This is a genomic window from Thiohalobacter sp. COW1, from assembly GCF_016629505.1.
In the GTDB taxonomy this organism is placed as follows: Bacteria; Pseudomonadota; Gammaproteobacteria; order Thiohalobacterales; family Thiohalobacteraceae; genus Thiohalobacter; species Thiohalobacter thiocyanaticus_A.
This window is the reverse complement of the sequence record NZ_AP024239.1, coordinates 1,167,803-1,186,321: the sequence shown is the minus strand read 5'-3', so window position 1 is coordinate 1,186,321 and position 18,519 is coordinate 1,167,803. Positions and strand designations below refer to the sequence as shown.

21 protein-coding genes are annotated in these 18,519 nt (G+C 66.1%); 15 read left to right on the top strand and 6 right to left on the bottom strand.

The window, feature by feature from the left end:
- Nucleotides 1–22 precede the first annotated feature (22 nt).
- Complete coding sequence (locus tag COW1_RS05520; protein ID WP_201345649.1) at nt 23–235, top strand: hypothetical protein; 213 nt, start codon at nt 23–25, stop codon at nt 233–235.
- A gap of 113 nt (nt 236–348) precedes the next feature.
- On the opposite strand, the gene COW1_RS05515 is transcribed toward COW1_RS05520, so the two are convergent.
- Nucleotides 349–741 (bottom strand): hypothetical protein, encoded by a 393-nt coding sequence (locus COW1_RS05515; protein WP_201345648.1) that lies wholly within the window; start codon nt 739–741, stop codon nt 349–351.
- 5 nt (nt 742–746) lie between these two features.
- Nucleotides 747–1,508 (bottom strand): class I SAM-dependent methyltransferase, encoded by a 762-nt coding sequence (locus COW1_RS05510; protein ID WP_096366094.1) that lies wholly within the window; start codon nt 1,506–1,508, stop codon nt 747–749.
- Nucleotides 1,509–1,616: 108 nt separating this feature from the next.
- Here COW1_RS05510 and COW1_RS05505 point away from each other — a divergent pair, with 108 nt between their 5' ends.
- The 11 genes from COW1_RS05505 to COW1_RS05455 all read left to right on the top strand — a co-directional run bounded on the left by COW1_RS05505 (nt 1,617) and on the right by COW1_RS05455 (nt 12,680).
- Nucleotides 1,617–2,327, top strand: a complete 711-nt coding sequence (locus tag COW1_RS05505) for a hypothetical protein (RefSeq protein ID WP_157745504.1) — start codon at nt 1,617–1,619, stop codon at nt 2,325–2,327.
- Nucleotides 2,328–2,460: 133 nt separating this feature from the next.
- Nucleotides 2,461–3,240, top strand: a complete 780-nt coding sequence (gene truA / locus COW1_RS05500; protein ID WP_201345647.1) for a tRNA pseudouridine(38-40) synthase TruA — start codon at nt 2,461–2,463, stop codon at nt 3,238–3,240.
- Nucleotides 3,241–3,429: 189 nt separating this feature from the next.
- A complete protein-coding gene (locus tag COW1_RS05495; RefSeq protein WP_096366096.1) occupies nt 3,430–4,056 on the top strand; it encodes a phosphoribosylanthranilate isomerase in 627 nt (208 codons plus the stop codon).
- Nucleotides 4,057–4,060: 4 nt separating this feature from the next.
- Nucleotides 4,061–5,269: a tryptophan synthase subunit beta gene (gene trpB / locus COW1_RS05490; protein ID WP_201346041.1), complete on the top strand. Its 1,209-nt coding sequence runs from the start codon at nt 4,061–4,063 to the stop codon at nt 5,267–5,269.
- Entirely contained in the window at nt 5,266–6,093 is an 828-nt protein-coding gene (trpA, locus tag COW1_RS05485) for a tryptophan synthase subunit alpha (RefSeq protein ID WP_201345646.1), read from the top strand. Before trpB ends, trpA begins: the two co-directional genes overlap by 4 nt.
- 74 nt (nt 6,094–6,167) lie before the next feature.
- Entirely contained in the window at nt 6,168–7,028 is an 861-nt protein-coding gene (gene accD, locus COW1_RS05480) for an acetyl-CoA carboxylase, carboxyltransferase subunit beta (protein ID WP_201345645.1), read from the top strand.
- A gap of 177 nt (nt 7,029–7,205) precedes the next feature.
- A complete protein-coding gene (folC, locus tag COW1_RS05475) occupies nt 7,206–8,483 on the top strand; it encodes a bifunctional tetrahydrofolate synthase/dihydrofolate synthase (protein WP_201345644.1) in 1,278 nt (425 codons plus the stop codon).
- Nucleotides 8,484–8,486: 3 nt separating this feature from the next.
- Entirely contained in the window at nt 8,487–9,098 is a 612-nt protein-coding gene (locus tag COW1_RS05470; protein WP_201345643.1) for an SPOR domain-containing protein, read from the top strand.
- A 97-nt stretch (nt 9,099–9,195) separates the two neighbouring features.
- A complete protein-coding gene (locus COW1_RS05465; RefSeq protein ID WP_369801184.1) occupies nt 9,196–9,687 on the top strand; it encodes a CvpA family protein in 492 nt (163 codons plus the stop codon).
- A gap of 14 nt (nt 9,688–9,701) precedes the next feature.
- Nucleotides 9,702–11,216 carry an amidophosphoribosyltransferase gene (purF, locus tag COW1_RS05460; protein WP_096366102.1) on the top strand — a complete coding sequence of 505 codons (1,515 nt, stop codon included), beginning with the start codon at nt 9,702–9,704 and terminating at the stop codon, nt 11,214–11,216.
- Nucleotides 11,217–11,462: 246 nt separating this feature from the next.
- On the top strand, nt 11,463–12,680 hold the full coding sequence (locus tag COW1_RS05455) for an O-succinylhomoserine sulfhydrylase (protein ID WP_201345642.1): 1,218 nt from the start codon (nt 11,463–11,465) through the stop codon (nt 12,678–12,680).
- Between the two features lie 111 nt (nt 12,681–12,791).
- On the opposite strand, the gene COW1_RS05450 is transcribed toward COW1_RS05455, so the two are convergent.
- Nucleotides 12,792–13,151, bottom strand: coding sequence for a hypothetical protein (locus COW1_RS05450; protein WP_096366104.1), 360 nt, complete (start codon nt 13,149–13,151; stop codon nt 12,792–12,794).
- A gap of 167 nt (nt 13,152–13,318) precedes the next feature.
- On the opposite strand from COW1_RS05450, the gene COW1_RS05445 reads away from it, so the two are divergent.
- From COW1_RS05445 to COW1_RS05435, 3 genes are all read left to right on the top strand, one after another.
- Complete coding sequence (locus COW1_RS05445; protein WP_231971475.1) at nt 13,319–14,542, top strand: glycerate kinase; 1,224 nt, start codon at nt 13,319–13,321, stop codon at nt 14,540–14,542.
- Between the two features lie 92 nt (nt 14,543–14,634).
- Nucleotides 14,635–15,450, top strand: a complete 816-nt coding sequence (locus COW1_RS05440; RefSeq protein ID WP_096366106.1) for a ferritin-like domain-containing protein — start codon at nt 14,635–14,637, stop codon at nt 15,448–15,450.
- The gene (locus COW1_RS05435; RefSeq protein ID WP_157745507.1) at nt 15,447–16,145 is read left to right on the top strand and encodes a hypothetical protein; all 699 of its coding nucleotides are present in this window, start codon (nt 15,447–15,449) and stop codon (nt 16,143–16,145) included. The genes COW1_RS05440 and COW1_RS05435 overlap by 4 nt, the downstream gene beginning before the upstream one ends.
- Before the next feature lie 111 nt (nt 16,146–16,256).
- On the opposite strand, the gene COW1_RS05430 is transcribed toward COW1_RS05435, so the two are convergent.
- The 3 genes from COW1_RS05430 to COW1_RS05420 all read right to left on the bottom strand — a co-directional run bounded on the left by COW1_RS05430 (nt 16,257) and on the right by COW1_RS05420 (nt 18,296).
- Complete coding sequence (locus COW1_RS05430; RefSeq protein WP_157745510.1) at nt 16,257–16,964, bottom strand: thioredoxin domain-containing protein; 708 nt, start codon at nt 16,962–16,964, stop codon at nt 16,257–16,259.
- A 78-nt stretch (nt 16,965–17,042) separates the two neighbouring features.
- Entirely contained in the window at nt 17,043–17,768 is a 726-nt protein-coding gene (locus COW1_RS05425) for a UDP-2,3-diacylglucosamine diphosphatase (RefSeq protein ID WP_096366108.1), read from the bottom strand.
- 42 nt (nt 17,769–17,810) lie between these two features.
- Nucleotides 17,811–18,296 carry a peptidylprolyl isomerase gene (locus tag COW1_RS05420; protein ID WP_096367542.1) on the bottom strand — a complete coding sequence of 162 codons (486 nt, stop codon included), beginning with the start codon at nt 18,294–18,296 and terminating at the stop codon, nt 17,811–17,813.
- Nucleotides 18,297–18,519: the final 223 nt, after the last annotated feature.

The window sequence follows — 18,519 nt, the reverse complement described above, 5'->3', positions numbered from 1 at the left end:
GAATAAACAAGGAGAGTCACCCATGAACAGTAAGAATATGCTCAGCGTGCTGATGATCGCCCTCGGCCTGAGCCTGGCCGGCTGCGGCGAGAGCCAGGGTCCGGCGGAAGAGGCCGGTGAGAAGATCGACGAGTCCATGGAAGCCACCACTGAAAAGCTCAAGGAAGCCGGCGAGGAAATGGGCGATGCCATGGAAGAGGCCGGCGACAAGGTGGAAGAAGCCACCGAAAACTGACGGGCTTTGTTTGCCGATTTCCAAACCCGGCCCCGGCCGGGTTTTTCATGCCGGGATCAGTGGCTGTCGGCTTTGGCTGGCGTGCATCCCGATGCCGCGTATGACCTGACAACCTATGAGAATGTATCGAGTGCGGCCTGCATGTCTTTTTCCTCCACCGGCAATGTCAGCACCGCATGCAGCGTAAACAGTTCGGCCAGCCGCGGTACATACTGCGCCTCCGGCTTTTCCACCAGTACGATCACTTTCGCCTCCGGAGCATATTTCTGCAGGCTGTACAGAAAGACATCCAGGTTGCAGACATTGACGCCTGCGTAGTTGTTGCCGTAGCCGTAGAAGAACTCCGCCACGACCCAGTCGGGCGGAGTGCGCTTCAGTTCGTTGATGGCCTTGCGCTGGGAGTTGAGTCTTATCTGCTCGAGCCCGAGGCGGCGATACAACTGCGAGAAGTCCGGGTGCGCCGGCGATTCGATGATGGAGTAGAGGGTTTTTCTGCCGGCGGTCATCGGTTTCAGGGCCTGCGACGCAGGACCCAGATCTCCAGCAGCGACCACTCCTCACCGGGGTAGTTCTCCTGCTCCAGCGGCGACATGCGGCGGTGGCGGGTGGCCATGCTGCCGACGAACTCCAGGCGCTCCAGCAACAGGCGCTTGGTCTCGTCCGCCTTGTCCAGGCTGAAGGGATTGAGGAAGTTGACCAGCATGTAGCCCTCACGCGGAGCGCGGGCGAAGGCGTCGATCAGCGCCTTGATGACATCGGTTTCGAGATAGACCAGCGAGGCGGTGGAGATCACCACGTCGGCGTTTTCCATCGCCGCATCCACCGCCTGTTTCGCCTCGGCGGAAGGGGCGTTGAGATCGGCGACCACGGTGTCGTCGAACAGGCCGCAACTCTGGCCGTAGGCCATGGCGTTGCCGGAGATGTCGATGCCGGTGGTATGGGCCGGGAAGCGGCGCTCGGCCTCGATCCTCCGGCAGGCGTCGGTGTCACGCCAGTTGTGGCGGATGGCCTCGTAGTCCATGCCGTAGACGGTGGCCATGGTGGTGTTGCCGAAGCAGGCGCACAGGTCGACATAGCGCACCGTCTCGCCGCGGCCGGCCTTTTCCTGCACCCAGGGCAGGATCAGACGGTCGAACATCCGGCGGTTGAAGTCGTCCGAGATATAGTCCAGCGCATCCAGAATGCGCTCCTTGAAGGGAACGGGGGTCTCGGCAACGTAGATATCGTCAAAATGCTGTTTCTTCTCGTCGGTCTTGATCTTCGACTGGCTCATGCTTCGTCTCAGTTGCTTCGGAATAGCGTGATCTTCCCGATCCTGCGGCTGGAAATCAACCTGGGGGAATAATGGCCCAGGGAGGGTCGGTGCGGGTAGAATTCCTTCATGTCCATCGCCTCCCCGTCCCCTGCCATCCGTATTCTGTCGTTGCTGGCATTCGCTGCCGGGCTGGCGCATGCCCGCGGGCCGGCGCTGCTGCTGGGTCTGGCCGGCCTGGCGGCGTTCGTGCTGCTGTCCTGGCCGGCGCGCGGTTCGCTGCGCATCCCCGGGGCCGGACAGGCGCTGCGACGGCTGCGCTGGCTGCTGCTCGCACTGGTGTTCGTCTACGGCTGGCTCACACCGGGTGAGGCGCTGATCCCGGTACTGGGGACCTTGTCGCCGAGTTGGCAGGGACTGGCCGCAGGTGGGGTGCGGGCGGTGATTCTGCTGGGGATGGTGCTGGCGGTCTATCTGCTGCTCACCACGACGCCGCGGGAACAGCTGTTGACCGGGCTGGCCTGGCTCACCCGGCCGCTGCAGCGCCTCGGGCTGGATGCCCGCCGGCTGAATGTGCGCATCGTGCTCACCCTGCAGCGGGTGCCGCAGGCGCAGGAGCTGATCCGGACATGGCAGGCGGAACTGCCGCCGCTGCGCCAGTGGCGTGCCTTCGCCGCGGCGCTGCCGGGTCTGTGGCAGCGGGTGCTGAAGGCGGCGGAAAATGACCCGCCGGTGGCGCTGGAGATCCCGGTGCAGGCGCGCCCGGCCTGGTGGGAATGGGCCTGGCCGGCCGGGATCGCGCTGGTCATGCTCATGCCCTGGTGGGTCGGAGTGGAATGAATGGCATGAGCGCCCTCAAGCCTCTGGTTGCATTTTCCCGCCCCGGTTCGCAGACAGCGCCACAGGGACTTCTCTGTGTCTCTGCGCCTTTGCGTTCTCCGCGTTCCCGTCGCTGCCGTGGAGAGAAACCCTGATGCGCATCGCCCTGGGCATCGAATACGACGGCAGCGCCTTCAACGGCTGGCAGCGCCAGAGCCACGCCCCCAGCGTACAGGCCGCGCTGGAACAGGCCCTGTCGAAGGTGGCGGATCATCCGGTGAGCGTGGTCTGTGCCGGGCGTACCGACACCGGTGTGCATGCCACTGCCCAGGTCGTGCACTTCGATACCCATGCCGGGCGCAGTATGCGCTCCTGGCTGCTGGGCGGTAATTCCAATCTGCCGCCGGAGGTCGCGATCACCTGGGTGCGGCCGATCAGCGAGGATTTCCACGCCCGGTTCAAGGCCACGGCACGCCAGTACCGCTACCTCATCCTCAACCGCGGTCATCGCCCGGCCCTGCTGCGCAAGCGGGTGTGCTGGGAGCATCGTCCATTGGATGTCGAGGCCATGCAGGCCGCCGCCCGTCCGCTGCTGGGCGAGCACGATTTCTCCGCCTTCCGGGCCCTGGCCTGCCAGGCCAGACACCCGGTGCGTACCCTGCACCGGCTGGAGTTGCAGCGCCGGGGCGACCTGATCCTGCTCGACATCGAGGCCAATGCCTTCCTGCACCATATGGTGCGCAACATCGCCGGCAGCCTGATTGCGGTGGGTCGGGGCGAGCAGCCGGTGGACTGGCTGGCCGGACTGCTGGCCGGCCGCGACCGCTCGCGCAGCGGCATCACGGCGCCGGCCGGTGGATTGTATTTCGTGCGGGTGGCGTATCCGCCGGAATTCGGCCTGCCCGCCGAGGCGGTATTTCCCGGGATCGGTTGAGCCACCGGGATTCTGATACAGCCACGGAACCACACGGAAAACGCGGAAAAATACCATGGCCACTGAGCCTTCCCGTGTCTTCGGTGTGTTTGCCTGGCCATCCTCACTCCTCACTCAAAAAGCTGCAATTCCCCTGCAGTTGTGACAGGATTGCGGGTTTCACCCCAGCGAGAATCCGGTAGCCTGTGCATGCGCGTGCGCGTTAAAATCTGCGGTATCACCCGGTCCGACGACGGTGTGGCCGCTGCGGCCGCCGGCGCCGATGCCATCGGGCTGGTGTTCTATGAGCGCAGCCCGCGCGCGGTTGACATCGAGCAGGCCCGGGCTGTCATCGCGGCGCTGCCGCCATTCGTGTGCAAGGTGGGCTTGTTCGTGGATGCCGCTGCCGAGACGGTGCGTGCGCACCTCGAGGCACTGCCGCTGGACCTGTTGCAGTTCCACGGCGACGAGACGCCGGAGTTCTGTGATGGCCTGGGGCATCCCTACATCAAGGCCCTGCGCATGCACCCGGAGATGGATGTGGCTGCGGCGATGCAGGCCTGGCGCGGGGCCGCCGGCATTCTGCTGGATGCCTGGCACCCGGCCGTGCCGGGCGGCAGCGGCGAGCGCTTCGACTGGGCCCGCATTCCGCCCGAGCGGCCGCGACCGCTGATCCTGGCCGGGGGGCTGGATGCCGGCAATGTGGAGCAGGCCGTGCGCAGCACCCGTCCCTATGCCGTGGATGTCAGCAGCGGCGTGGAGCAGGACAAGGGGATCAAAGATCCGGCGAAGATCGCCGCCTTCATCCAAGGAGTCAACCGTGTCAACACCGACTGAGGCCATGGCGCCGCTGCACTTCACCGACCTGCCCGATGCCAACGGGCACTTCGGGCCCTATGGCGGGCGCTTCGTTGCCGAGACCCTGATGGAGCCCATCGAGGAGTTACGCCAGGCCTACGAGACGCTGAAGAACGATCCCGATTTCCAGGCCGAACTGGACCGCGACCTGCATTACTATGTCGGCCGGCCCTCGCCGCTGTATCACGCCGAGCGCTGGAGCCGGCACCTGGGCGGGGCGCAGATCTACCTCAAGCGCGAGGATCTCAACCACACCGGCGCGCACAAGATCAACAACACCGTCGGCCAGGCCCTGCTGGCCCGCCACATGGGCAAGACCCGCATCATCGGCGAGACCGGCGCCGGCCAGCACGGCGTGGCCACCGCCACCGTCGCCGCGCGGCTGGGCATGGAATGCGTCATCTACATGGGCGCCGAGGACATGAAGCGCCAGTCCAGCAACGTCTACCGCATGCGCCTGCTGGGTGCCGAGGTGGTGGGCGTGGAATCCGGCTCGAAGACCCTCAAGGATGCACTCAACGAGGCCATGCGCGACTGGGTCACCAATGTCGACAACACCTTCTATATCATCGGCACCGTCGCCGGGCCGCATCCCTATCCGGCCATGGTGCGCGACTTCCAGGCCGTGATCGGCCGTGAGGCGCGCCAACAGATCCAGGCGCAGGCCGGCCGGCTGCCGGATGCCCTGATCGCCTGCGTCGGCGGCGGCTCCAACGCCATCGGGCTGTTCCATCCCTTCCTCGATGACAGGGACGTGGCCCTGTACGGGGTCGAGGGCGGCGGCGACGGCTTAGACTCCGGTCGCCATGCCGCGCCCCTGTGCGCCGGCCGTCCGGGCGTGCTGCACGGCAACCGCACCTACCTGATGGAAGACAACGACGGCCTGATCACCGAAACCCATTCCATCTCCGCCGGCCTGGACTACCCCGGTGTGGGCCCCGAGCATGCCTGGCTCAAGGACAGCGGCCGTGCCCGTTATGTGGCCGTCACCGACAGCGAGGCGCTGCAGGGCTTCCACGATCTGACCCGCATGGAAGGCATCATCCCGGCGCTGGAATCCAGTCATGCCCTGGCCTATGCCACCAAGCTGGCGCCGACCATGGCGCAGGACCAGATCATCATCGTCAATCTGTCCGGGCGCGGTGACAAGGACATACACACCGTCGCGGCGCACGAGGGGATCGAGGTATGAGCCGCATCGAGGGCCGCTTCGAGGCGTTGCGCCAGACCGGCAGGAAGGCGCTGATCCCCTATATCACCGCCGGTGACCCCGACCCCGACAGCACCGTGCCGTTGATGCATGCCATGGTCGAGGCCGGCGCCGACATCATCGAACTGGGCGTCCCCTTTTCCGACCCCATGGCCGACGGGCCGGTCATCCAGGCCGCCTGCGAGCGGGCGTTGAAGCATCATGTGAGCCTGCGCCGGGTACTGGAAATGGTGGCCGGGTTCCGCCGTGACAACGATGAGACACCGGTGCTGCTGATGGGCTATCTCAATCCCATCGAGGCCATGGGCTACGCCGGCTTCGCCGCCGCCGCGCAGCAGGCGGGGGTGGACGGGGTGCTGACCGTGGATCTGCCGCCGGAGGAGGCGGGGGAACTGGCCGGCGAACTCAAGGGCCATGGCATCGATCCCATCTTCCTGCTCTCGCCCACCACCACCGATGCGCGCGTGGCGCGCATCGCCGAGCAGGCCAGCGGTTTTCTGTACTATGTCTCGTTCAAGGGCGTGACCGGCGCCACCCGGCTGGACGTGGACGCGGTGGCCGAGAAGGTCGGCCATCTCAAATCCATCGCCGCGCTGCCCATCGGGGTGGGTTTCGGCATCCGCGATGCCGAATCGGCCGCACGGGTGAGTCGGGCCGCGGATGCCGTAATCGTCGGCAGTGCGCTGGTGCGCCACATCGCCGAGGCGAGCGGGCATCCCGACGTCATCAGGGAGAAGGTGGCCGAAGAACTGCGCGCCATGCGCGCTGCCATGGACGCTACGCAGCCGGCTGCTGCCGTCTCGTGAAGCCGGGGATTGCGTGACCCCGCCGGTCCCGGGCGCCGTCCGCACCTCTGACAACTGGATATCGAGAGTTATACATGAGCTGGTTCGAGAAACTGATGCCCACGCGCATCCGCACAGAAGGCGGTAACAAGCGTACCGTGCCGGAAGGGCTGTGGACCAAGTGTGACGCCTGCAGTTCGGTGATCTACCGTGCCGAGCTGGAGCGCAACCTGGAGGTCTGCCCCAAGTGCGGCCATCACATGCGCATCCGTGCCCGCCGGCGGCTGCAGGCCTTCCTGGACGAGGCCGGGCGCGAGGAGTTGTTTGCCGGTATCGAACCCGTCGATATCCTGAAATTCCGCGACAGCAAGAAGTACCGCGACCGGCTCAACCAGGCGCAGAAATCCACTGGTGAGTCCGATGCGCTGATCGTCATGCAGGGTCAGGTGCAGGGGCTGCCGTTGGTCGCCAGCGCCTTCGACTTCGCCTTCATGGGCGGTTCCATGGGTTCGGTGGTGGGCGAGCGCTTCGTGCGCGCCGTGAACCACTGCCTGGACAACGAACTGCCGCTGGTGTGCTTCTCCGCCAGCGGCGGCGCCCGCATGCAGGAGGCACTGTTCTCACTGATGCAGATGGCCAAGACCAGTGCCGCGCTGGGACGCATGCGGCAGGCCGGACTGCCCTTCATCTCGGTGCTGACCGACCCGACCATGGGCGGCGTGTCCGCCAGCCTGGCCATGCTGGGCGACGTGCACATTGCCGAACCCAATGCGCTGATCGGCTTCGCCGGCCCGCGCGTGATCGAGCAGACCGTGCGCGAGACCCTGCCGGAAGGCTTTCAGCGCAGCGAATTCCTGCTGGAGCATGGGGCGATCGACATGATCGTTGACCGGCGCGAGATGCGCGACAGGGTCGCCCGGTTACTGGCCATCTTTATGCATCGCAGTGCATCCTAGAATCTCCTGCATCAGCCGCTTCCACCCCTGAATGAAAGTCTTACGTCATTGCGAGGCGCGTAGCGACGTGGCAATCCCGCAACGGATGAGGCGGTGTTACGAGATTGCCGCGCTGCGCTCAAGCCAGCCCCCAGAGCTCCATTACGGGTACCCCACCCTCCGGGGCCAGGCACCGCAGTGACGCGCTTCGACTCCCTCGCCGACTGGCTGCGCTGGCAGGAGACCCTGCACCCCCGCGAGATCGAACTCGGACTCGACCGGGTGCGCGCCGTGGCCGATCGCCTGGACCTGCTGCAACCGGCATGTCCGGTGGTTACCGTGGGCGGGACCAACGGCAAGGGCTCGACGCTGGCATATCTCGAGGCCATCTACAGTCACGCCGGTTATCGCACCGGGCTCTATACCTCGCCTCACCTGATCCGCTACAACGAACGTATCCGCATTGAACAATGCGAGGCCGCGGATGCCGACATCATGGCCGCGTTCGCGGCCGTCGATGCGGCGCGCGGCGACATCAGCCTGACCTATTTCGAGTTCGGCACCCTGGCCGCGCTGTGGCTGTTCGCGCGGGCACAGGTCGATGTCACGCTGCTGGAAGTCGGCCTCGGCGGGCGCCTGGATGCGGTCAATATCCTGGACGCCGATGTCGCTGTCGTCACCTCCATCGGTCTGGATCACATGGACTGGCTGGGCGAGACACGCGACCTGATCGCACGCGAGAAGGCCGGCATTTTCCGCGCCGGTCGTCCTGCGATCTGCGGCGACCCCGACCCGCCAGCCGATCTGGCCGCGGCCGCGGCCGAGTGCGCTGCTCACTGGTATGCCCTGGACCGGGCCTTCGGCAGCCGCCGCTCCCGCGACGGTTACTGGGATTGGTGGTCGCTGCAGTGCACCTGGCAGGAACTGCCGCTGCCGGCGCTGGGCGGGGGCGTGCAGCTGCACAATGCCGCTGCCGCGCTCATGGCCGTGGAATGCCTGCAGTCGCGACTGCCGGTAGCGCGTGCGGCCATTGCCGGGGGGCTGGCTACGGCCGTACTGGCCGGCCGCTGCCAGCACCTGACGCAGGACGGCATCGAGCTGGTGCTGGACGTGGCGCATAACGCCGAGGCCGCAGCGGCGCTGGCGGACTGGCTGGCGGTGCATCCGGCCGCAGGCCGTACCCGGGCGGTCTATGCCGGACTCGCGGACAAGGATGTACGCAGCGTGCTTGCGCCTTTGTTGCCGAAGGTGGATTGCTGGTATGTTGGCAGTCTGTCCGGGTCACGGGCCCGTCACGCCGACAGTGTACTGCCGCTGCTGGTGGAGGCCGACGCGGCGGCCGCCGGCTATGATGACGTGGCTGCAGCCTGGCACGCGGCGCGGGCCGACAGCCGGCCGGACGACCGGATCCTGGTATTCGGTTCCTTCCTGACCGTGGGGGAGGTACTGAAGCTGCTTGAATCATTGAAGGGGTAAGGCATGGATGAAAAACTCAAACAGCGTCTGGTGGGCGCGGCGGTCATCGTGGCGCTGGCGGCCATCTTCATCCCGATGATCCTGGAAGGACCGGATGACGGCATGGGGCCGATCGGCAGTAATCTGCCGCCGGCACCGGAATACAAGGTCAAGGACCGGCTGGAGCCGCTGGTGCTGCCGCCGCCGCCGGCCGAATCCGATTCCGCGCCCGCAGCAGCCGAGGTCCCGGAGGCGCCCGAGGCGGCCCTGCCCGAGACCGCTGCGCCCGCACCGGTCGAGCCGGAACCTGAGCCGACGCCTGAACCCGAGCCAGCGCCCGAACCCGCGCCTGCGGCCGAGCCGGCGCCGGCCCCGTCGTCCGCCGCCGCACCGACGCCGGCCAGCGGCTGGGTGGTGCAGGTGGCCAGTTTCAGTCAGCAGGCCAATGCCGAACGGCTGCGGGATCAACTGCAGGCCAGGGGATACAAGGCCTTCGTCGAGTCGGCCAGCACCGGTGCGGGTACCACCTGGCGGGTGCGGGTCGGCCCGGTGCCGGAGCGCCCTGCCGCCGAGAAACTCCAGGGCGAAATTGCCAAGGTCTTTGATCTGAAAGGACTGGTCGCAGAATACCCCTGATTTGCTAGAATGCGCGGATGCGAACAGCGGTTTCTGAGCGCCGGCGGCCCCGCCGCCCGGCACAATCCGGTATTTGCCTGAGGCGGGGTGACAGCCGGTGCTGACCTGGGTGGATGTGGTCATGCTGGTGGTGGTCGCCGTGTCGGCCGGCATCAGCCTGTGGCGCGGCTTTGTCAGAGAGGCCATGTCGCTGGCCGTGTGGGTGGCCGCCATCTGGATCGCGCTGGCCTTTGCCCCCGAGTTCTCCGGCTGGCTGACGCGCTGGGTGGATACGCCTTCCATCCGCCATGCCCTGGCCTTCGTCGCCCTGCTGGTGATCGTGCTGCTGCTGGGCGCGCTGGTCAGCTACCTGGTCAGCCAGCTGGTGAAGAAGACCGGCCTGTCCGGCACCGACCGCATGCTCGGCGTCGTGTTCGGCGTGGTGCGCGGCGTGGTGATCGTCGCCGTGCTGGTGCTGCTGGGTGGGCTGACCATGCTGCCGCAGGATCCCTGGTGGAACGACTCGGTACTGATGCCGCATGCCGAGACCCTGGCCCTGTGGCTGCGACAGTTCCTGCCGCCGGACATCGCCGACAACATTCAGTTCTGAGGTGAGAGCGTCACATGTGTGGAATCATCGGTATCGTCGCCCGGGAACGGGTGAACCAGGCCCTCTATGACGGGCTCACGGTGCTGCAGCACCGGGGCCAGGACGCAGCCGGCATCATGACCTGTGATGACCATCGGCTGTACCTGCGCAAGGACAACGGTCTGGTCCGCGACGTGTTTCATACCCGCCACATGCTGCGTCTGCTCGGCAACATGGGCATCGGCCATGTGCGCTATCCGACGGCTGGCTGCGAGTCCAGTGCCGAGGCCCAGCCCTTCTATGTCAACTCGCCCTATGGCATCAGCCTGGCGCACAACGGCAATCTGACCAATGCCGAACAACTCAAGCGCTATCTGTTCGAGGACGACCTGCGCCACATCAACACCGACTCGGACTCCGAGATCCTGCTCAACGTCTTCGCCCACGAACTGCACAGCCAGGGGCGGCTGAAGATCGACGAGAACGACGTATTCGAGGCCGTGCGCGGCGTGCACCGCCGCTGCAGGGGCGCCTATGCCGCCGTGGCCATGATCACCGGCTACGGCGTGGTGGCCTTCCGCGACCCCTACGGTATCCGCCCGCTGGTCTACGGCAAGCGCGAAACCGAGCGGGGCGTGGAGTACATGGTCGCCTCGGAGAGCGTGGCCCTGGACGTGCTCGGCTACGAGGTCATCGCCGACGTCGCGCCCGGCGAGGCCGTGTTCATCACCCTGGATGGACAGCTGTTCACCCGCCAGTGCGCCGAGAAGACCGACTATGCCACCTGTATCTTCGAGTATGTCTATCTGGCCCGGCCCGACTCCATCATCGACGACGTCTCTGTCTACAAGGCGCGGCTGCGCATGGGCGACAGGCTGGCGGCCAAGATCCAGCGTGAATGGACCGATCATGACATCGACGTGGTCATCCCGATTCCGGATACCAGTCGCACCTCGGCGCTGAACATGGCCAACACCCTGGGGGTGAAATACCGCGAGGGCTTCATCAAGAACCGCTACATCGGCCGCACCTTCATCATGCCGGGGCAGCAACAGCGCAGGAAATCCGTGCGTCAGAAGCTCAATGCCATCGAGCTGGAGTTCAAGGGCAAGAACGTGCTGCTGGTGGACGACTCCATCGTGCGCGGCACCACCTCCAAGCAGATCATCCAGATGGCGCGCGAAGCCGGCGCCAACAAGGTCTATTTCGCCTCGGCCTCACCGGCGGTGCGCTTTCCCAACGTCTATGGCATCGACATGCCGACGGTTGACGAGCTGGTTGCTCACGGCCGCAGCGACGAGGAAGTCGCGCGCGAGATCGGCGCCGACCGGCTGGTGTTCCAGGACCTGGACGACCTGATCCGGGCCGTGAACAAGACCAACCCACGGCTGACGCGGTTCGACTGCTCGGTGTTCAATGGTGAGTATGTCACCGGCGATGTCACCCCGGAGTACCTGGAGAACCTGCAGTGCCGGCGCAATGACATGGCCAAGCAGGAACGCCGCGACGCCGATGACGCCGAGGTGATCGAAATGCGCAATACCAGTTGAAATGCGGGGACAGTACGGAATGACGCTTGCTAGGTCATCATTGCGAGCGAAGCGTGGCAATCTCGTACAGCAGAATCAACCGGTTGGAGATTGCCACGTCACTTCGTTCCTCGCAATGACGAGCGTTATCTGGCTTGAGTAAGCGCGTAGGTCGGGTTAGCCCGATAGGGCGTAACCCGACGCAGACATATGTCGGGTTACGCTGCGCTAACCCGACCTACGGATGTGATCTTGCAGGGCACGCCCATGAACAATAATGACAACGACAAGGATAAGGATAAGGACAGGGATTACGGCCTGGCCACACTGGCGGTGCGTGCCGGCCAGGTGCGCACGCCGGAGGGCGAGCATGCCGAAGCCATCTTTCCGACCTCCAGCTACGTCTTCGGCAGCGCCCGCGAGGCCGCGGCCCGCTTCGCCGGGGAGGAGCCGGGCAACATCTACTCGCGTTTCACCAATCCCACGGTGCGCACCTTCCAGGATCGGCTGGCGGCCATGGAGGGCGGGGAGGCCTGTGTGGCGACGGCCTCGGGCATGGCGGCCATCCTGGCCACCTGTCTCGGTCTGCTGCGGGCCGGCGATCACATCGTCTCCTCGCGCAGCATCTTCGGCACCACCACGGTGTTGTTCAACAATTATCTGGCCCGCTGCGGCATCGAGACGAGCTATGTCGAACTCTCGGACAACGCCGCCTGGGAGGCCGCCATCCGGCCCGAGACCCGGATGCTGTTTCTGGAGACGCCCTCCAACCCGCTCACTGAACTGGGGGACGTGCGTGCGCTGGCCGACATCGCCCATGCCCATGATTGCCTGCTGGTAGTGGACAACTGCTTCTGCACGCCCATTCTGCAGCGCCCGCTCGATCAGGGCGCGGACATCGTCATTCATTCGGCCACCAAGTACCTGGATGGTCAGGGTCGCTGCATCGGCGGTGCCGTGGTGGGCGATGCCGAGCGGGTGGGGCAGGAGGTGTTCGGGTTTCTGCGCACCGCCGGGCCGACCATGAGCCCGTTCAACGCCTGGGTGTTCCTGAAGGGGCTGGAGACGCTCAAGGTGAGGATGCAGGCCCACTGCACCAATGCCGCTGAGTTGGCGCGCTGGCTGGAGACACATCCGGCCATCGAACGGGTCTACTATCCGGGGCTGGAATCCCATCCCCAGCACGCGCTGGCGCGCGCGCAGCAGCAGGACTTCGGCGGCATCGTGAGCTTCGATGTGAAGGGTGGTCGCGAGGCGGCCTGGCAGGTGATCGATGCCACCGAGTTGCTGTCCATCACCGCCAACCTGGGCGACACCAAGTCCACCATCACCCATCCGGCGACCACCACCCACGGCCGTCTCACCCCCGAGGCGCGGCATGACGCCGGCATCGGCGACGGTCTGATCCGGGTGGCAGTGGGGCTGGAGGAGATCGCCGACATCCAGGCCGATCTGGCCCGCGGGCTGGATGCAGTGGCCGGGTAGGATGGGTGGAGGCGCGCAGCGTCGTAACCCATCGTCATGACGGATTGTGATGGGTTGCGCTTCGCTTCACCCATCCTACGCTAAGCGTTTCAGACCGATCTGTGAAGTCGATCAGCCCTTGCCGTTGCCGTTTCCGTTGGCCCGGGTGATCTTGCCCACACCCCAGTGCTTGATGTCGTTGTAGGAGAAGGGGGTGTCGGGTTGCAGCCGGGCGCCCGGGATGACGTATTCGATATTGACCGTGCAACTGCCTTCCTCGATGTTGCACATGGGATCGCCGGTATAGCGCGGGAGCACCAGCAACTGGTCGATCCGCTCGCCGTTCAACTCCAGCGGGGCGGCCGGCTCCAGCAGATAATAGAAGGCGCCGTTGCCGCCGCGCAGCGTGCCGACGCCGGACAGTGGCATGGGGTTGGTGCCGGTGTAATCGTAGGGTTCATACACTTCGAGCCGATGTTCCTGCGCTGCCATGGCCCTGCCTCCCCGTGATCCGATTTTTCTGCAGATTGCACCAGGCCGGTGCGGCTGTCAAAGCGCTTCGACAGGGGGCGGTGGCAGCGCGGATTCAATTCCTTTAAAGTACTTTAATAATATTTTTTAAAATATTGAATAAAAGGGATAAAGATATCAGAACACATTTGCTCGAATGCTACCGGGCCGGGCTGGAGCGGGTCTGCGGCGAGGGCGTAACACGGCGCTGGCTGGACGGGTTCGAGGCGACGGCCCCGGTGCGGCTGGTGGCGATCGGCAAGGCCGCCGAGGCCATGCTGGACGGCGCGGTGGCGGCCCTGGGTGGGCGTCTGGCCGCGGCCCTGTCCATTACCAAACATGGCTACAGCGGCAGCGGGCACTGCGCCGATCCGCGCATCGAATGCCGCGAGGCCGGCCATCCGCTGCCCGATGCCGCCAGTCTGGCGGCGGGCGCGCGGCTGCTGACCTTCATTGCCGAGGCGCCGGCCGAACAGACGTGGGTGTTCCTGATTTCAGGCGGCACCTCCAGCCTGGTCGAAGTGCCGGCCGCCGGTGTGAGCCTGGAGGATCTGGTGGCGCTCAATGACTGGCTGCTGGGCAGCGGCCTGGACATCACGGCCATGAACCGGGTGCGCGCATCCGTTTCCCGGATCAAGGGCGGCCGACTGGCCGCCCATCTGCGCGGGCGGCGCGTGGCCTGCGGCCTGATCAGTGACGTGCCGGACGACGACCCGGCCAGCATCGGCTCGGGCCTGCTGGTGCCGCCGCCGGCCGCGGGTATGAGGCTGGAGGACATCGCGCTGCCGGAGGCGCTGCGCGGCCGGTTGCCGGCCACGCCGCCGGCCATGGCCGGGGAGGGGGATTTCGCCGGCATTGACTGCCGCATCCTGGCTCGGTTGGACGCTGCGCTGGCGGCGGTGGTCGAGACTGCCCGGGGGCAGGGACTGCCGGTACATCGGCATTCCGAACGTCTGAGGGGGGAGGCCGCCGACACCGGCCGCCGCCTGGCGCGGGAACTGTGTTCAGGGCCGCCGGGGCTGCATGTCTGGGGCGGCGAGACCAGGGTCCGACTGCCGGCCTCACCGGGGGCGGGTGGACGCAACCAGCACCTGGCCCTGGCGGCGGCGCTCGAACTGGCCGGCCATCCCGACTGCCTGCTGCTGGCCGCGGGCACCGACGGCAGCGACGGGCCGACTGACGCCGCCGGCGCGCTGGTCGATGGCTGGACGGTCGAGCGGGGTGAAATCGAGGGCCTGGATGCGCACGCGGCCCTGACCGCCGCCGATGCCGGCACCTTTCTGCAGGCCAGCGGCGATCTGATCGTCACCGGCCCCACCGGGACCAACGTCATGGACCTGGTGATCGGTTGGAAGGGGGCCGCCGCCGGCTGACTCATCAGTGCGTGCCGCAGCAATTCGCGTCGCCGCCACGGAGGGGTCCGCGTCGTGACGGATTGCACCCTGCTTGTTGATATAATGCCGGCATGCCCGATGCCTGTCTGATCACCGCCGCCCGCGCCTGTCTGGCCGAGTCCGATCCCGCCGCCAAGTGCCGTCTGAGCCGGGACGCCTTCGACGCCCTGCAGGCCGGCCGCCTGGCCGTGGAGCCGGCGGCGGCGGGACAGGCGCAGGATGCACCCGGTCGGCCCTCGCGACCCGAACTGGTGCCGCCGCGCGACCTGCCGCGGCGTCGGCTGGGCAGTCCCGAAGGCCAGGCCGCCCTCGTGCATGCCATCGCCCACATCGAGTTCAATGCCATCAACCTGGCCTGGGACGCGGTGGCCCGCTTTGCCGGCATGCCACCGGATTATTACCGTGACTGGGCCCGGGTCGCCGCCGAGGAGGCATACCATTTCGGTCTGCTGCGCGAGCGGCTGCAGGAACTGGGGTATGACTATGGCGATTTTCCGGCCCACAACGGCCTCTGGTCCATGGCGCTGGCAACCGCGCACGACGTGCTGGTGCGCATGGCGCTGGTGCCGAGGGTGCTGGAGGCGCGCGGGCTGGATGTCACGCCCGGCATGATGCAGCGCCTGCGCGAGGCCGGCGACGAACGCACCGTGGCGCTGCTGGAAATCATTTTGCACGACGAGATCGGGCATGTTGAAATCGGTACCCGCTGGTACCGTTACTGCTGCGCCCGGTGCGGGGTCGAGCCCGAGGCCCGGTTCCAGGCCCTGATCCGTGAATACATCCCCGGCGGGGTGCGCGGCCCCTTTCATCTCGAGGCGCGCCGGCAGGCCGGTTTCAGCGACACGGAACTGGCCGGGCTGGAGGCGCTGGACAGGATCTTCACATGAAACGAACTGTATTTCTCTGTGGCATGCTCGCCGGTCTTCTGTGGCAGCTCCCGGCCGGCGCCGGGACCACTCACAACGCCACCATTCTGCACTACCAGGAAAGCGAGCAGGGCATTGCGCCCTATCCGGTGCGCATCCTGGTCACCCCGGCCTTTCTGCGTCTGGACGACGGTGAGGATGGGGGTAATTTCCTGCTGGTCGACCGCGCGGCGGGCGTGCTCCACAACGTCAATCATCAGAGCCGGAATATCCTGACCATCGCCGACAGCGAGATCACGGCGGTCGAGGGTTCGCCACAGATCGAGGTGCGGGTCCGCAAGGATGCCGAGGCGCCGAGCATCGGCGGCGAGTCGGTCAGCCGGGTCGATGTCATCGCCGACAATGAACTGTGCATGACCGCCCATGTGGTGCCGGCCCTGCTGCCCGATGTCACCGCCGCGCTGCGCCAGTACCAGCAGATCCTGGCCGCGCGTCAGTTCCGCGACCTGGAGCTGACGCCCGAGTCCATGCGCAGCCCCTGTTTCTATGCCAACTATGTGCACGGCGCGACCCGCTACCTGGACGAGGGCCTGCCGGTACAGTGGGCGCATGAGGGCGGGCGGACCCAGGTGCTGGTCAACTACGAACAGGACCGGACCGTCCCGGCTTCATTGTTTACACTGCCCGAAGATTACCAGCGGGTGGAGTTGGAATGACTCTGACTGCTCCTGCGGCTCTGTCCGACGCTGGTCGGGTTGGCGCAGCGTAACCCGACGGGTCGCAATGGTGCCGGGTTACGCATTTCAGGCTTACGCCTGCCTGCGTCACTACAGATCACGCAGCGCCGCCAGCCCCTCCCGGCTGCCGCGATGGCCGGGATCCAGCGCCAGCGCCCGCTCGTAGGCCGCCTTTGCCCGGCGCAGCGACGCCACATCGCGCTGTTCATGGCCGGTCTTGTGATGAATCAGTCCCTGCAGGTAGAAGGCATAGGCATTGCCTGAATCGTATTCGAGCGCGGCCTCCAGCACCTTCAGGGCGCCGTCCCGATCGCCGTTGCGCTCCAATCGATGGGCCCAGCGATTGTACTGACCGCTGGCGGCCTCGCGGATGGCCTGGGCGAAGCGGGCCGGCGACCACTCCCCGGAGCGTTTGAAGGGGGAGAGCTTCACCGGCCTTTCCCCGCTGGCCGGCACCAGCACATGGAAGGATGGGAATCCCGACCCGCCATACTGCCTGAACAGCTTGTTCTCGCTCGCCCCCTTTTCCGGCTCCAGTTCCACCTTCTGCATCCCCGACAGGGTGCTGCGCACCTCGCCCTCGCGCAGATAGCGCGTATTCAGCTTGCGGCACCAGCCGCACCAGTCGGCATGGAAATACACCACCAGCGGCGCGCTGGAGCGCTCGGCAGCAGCGTGCGCCCGCGAATGCCCCAGGTAGCCATGGCGCCAGTCGGACCAGGAGGGGGGTTGGGCAATTGCTGAATTGGCGATCAGAAGCAGAAAGACCAGGGCCATGTATTTGTTTGTGATTTTCATGGGCAAGGGTGTGTGCTTTATTGTTAATTGAACGCAGCCGTGCGTCCGCATCGTGGTTCTGTGTGCCTGAAACAGCGGTTATTCAAACAAAGTCAGCAGTTCCCGGCCTGCCGGAGAAGCCTTCAATACGCTGCCCTGGTCATACCAGTCGCCCAGCACGATGCGCCGGGCAGGGCGGCCGTCGAGCTCGAATTCGTGCACGGCGGGACGGTGGGTGTGGCCGTGGATCAGGGTCTGCACGCCGGCCTCGCGCATGGCCGTGATGACGGCCTCCGGATTGACGTCCATGATCTCGGGCCGCTTGGCGGCGGTCTGTTCGCGGCTGGTCTCGCGCAGACCGGCGGCCATGCGGCGGCGCTCGGCCAGGGGCAGGGCCAGGAATTGCCGCTGCCAGTCGGGATCGCGCACCTGGCGGCGGAACGCCTGGTATTCCAGGTCATCGGTGCAGAGGGTGTCCCCGTGCATCAGCAGGGTCGGGGTGCCGTAGAGGTCGATGCGGGCGGGGTCGTCGATGAGCCGGGCGCCGCAGCCTTCGGCGAAGGCGGGGCCGAGCAGGAAGTCACGGTTGCCGTGCATGATGTTCAGCACGATGCCGCGTTCGCTCACCAAGCGCAGCCGGTCGCTGATCGCCTGACAGGCCGCTGCGTCCTCGTCGTCGCCGATCCAGGCCTCGAACAGATCGCCGAGGATATACAGGGCCTCGGTCTGGCTGGCGTCCAGTGCGTCCAGAAAGCGGGTGAACAGCGCCAGGATCTCCGGGCGCTGCGGATCCAGATGCAGGTCGGAGATGAACAGGGTGTTCATGTGGGAGAGGGGAGCGGCCGCCGCACGGCGGCCGCGTGGAGCCTATTCCTCGACGGTGACCTTCTCGATCACCACGTCTTCCTGCGGCACGTCCTGGTGACCGCCCTTGCTGCCGGTGGCGACCTGCTCGATGGCATGCACCACGTCCAGGCCCTCGGTCACTCTGCCGAACACGCAGTAGCCCCAGCCCTGCGGCGTGGGCGAGGTGAAGTTGAGGAAGTCGTTGTCCTTCACATTGATGAAGAACTGTGCCGAGGCCGAATGCGGGTCCGGGGTGCGGGCCATGGCGATGGCGCCCTCGACGTTCTTCAGGCCGTTGTCGGCCTCGTTCTTGATCGGGGGACGGGTCTGCTTCTGGGTCATGCCGGGCTCGAAGCCGCCGCCCTGGATCATGAAACCGGGGATGACGCGGTGGAAGATGGTGCCGTCGTAGAAGCCGGCACGGGCGTATTCCAGGAAGTTCTCCACGGTCACGGGGGCCTTGTCGGCGTCGAGTTCGAGGACGATGTCGCCCATGGTGGTCTGCATGCGTACGGTCACGGGTTCGGCTCCTTGGTCGGGTGCGGCGTGAAGGTTGAAGCCGGCGAGCAGCAGCAGGGCCGGCCAGAATCGGAACAGTCGTTTCAGCATGATGGCGTGCTCGTTGCGGCGGTTGGAAGGGGGATGATAACGGCTTTCCCGGCGGGGCAAAACCCGGAACAGCCAGGGAGGCCTGCGGAAACGGACCCGTGGCGGGGCTAGATTACTGGTG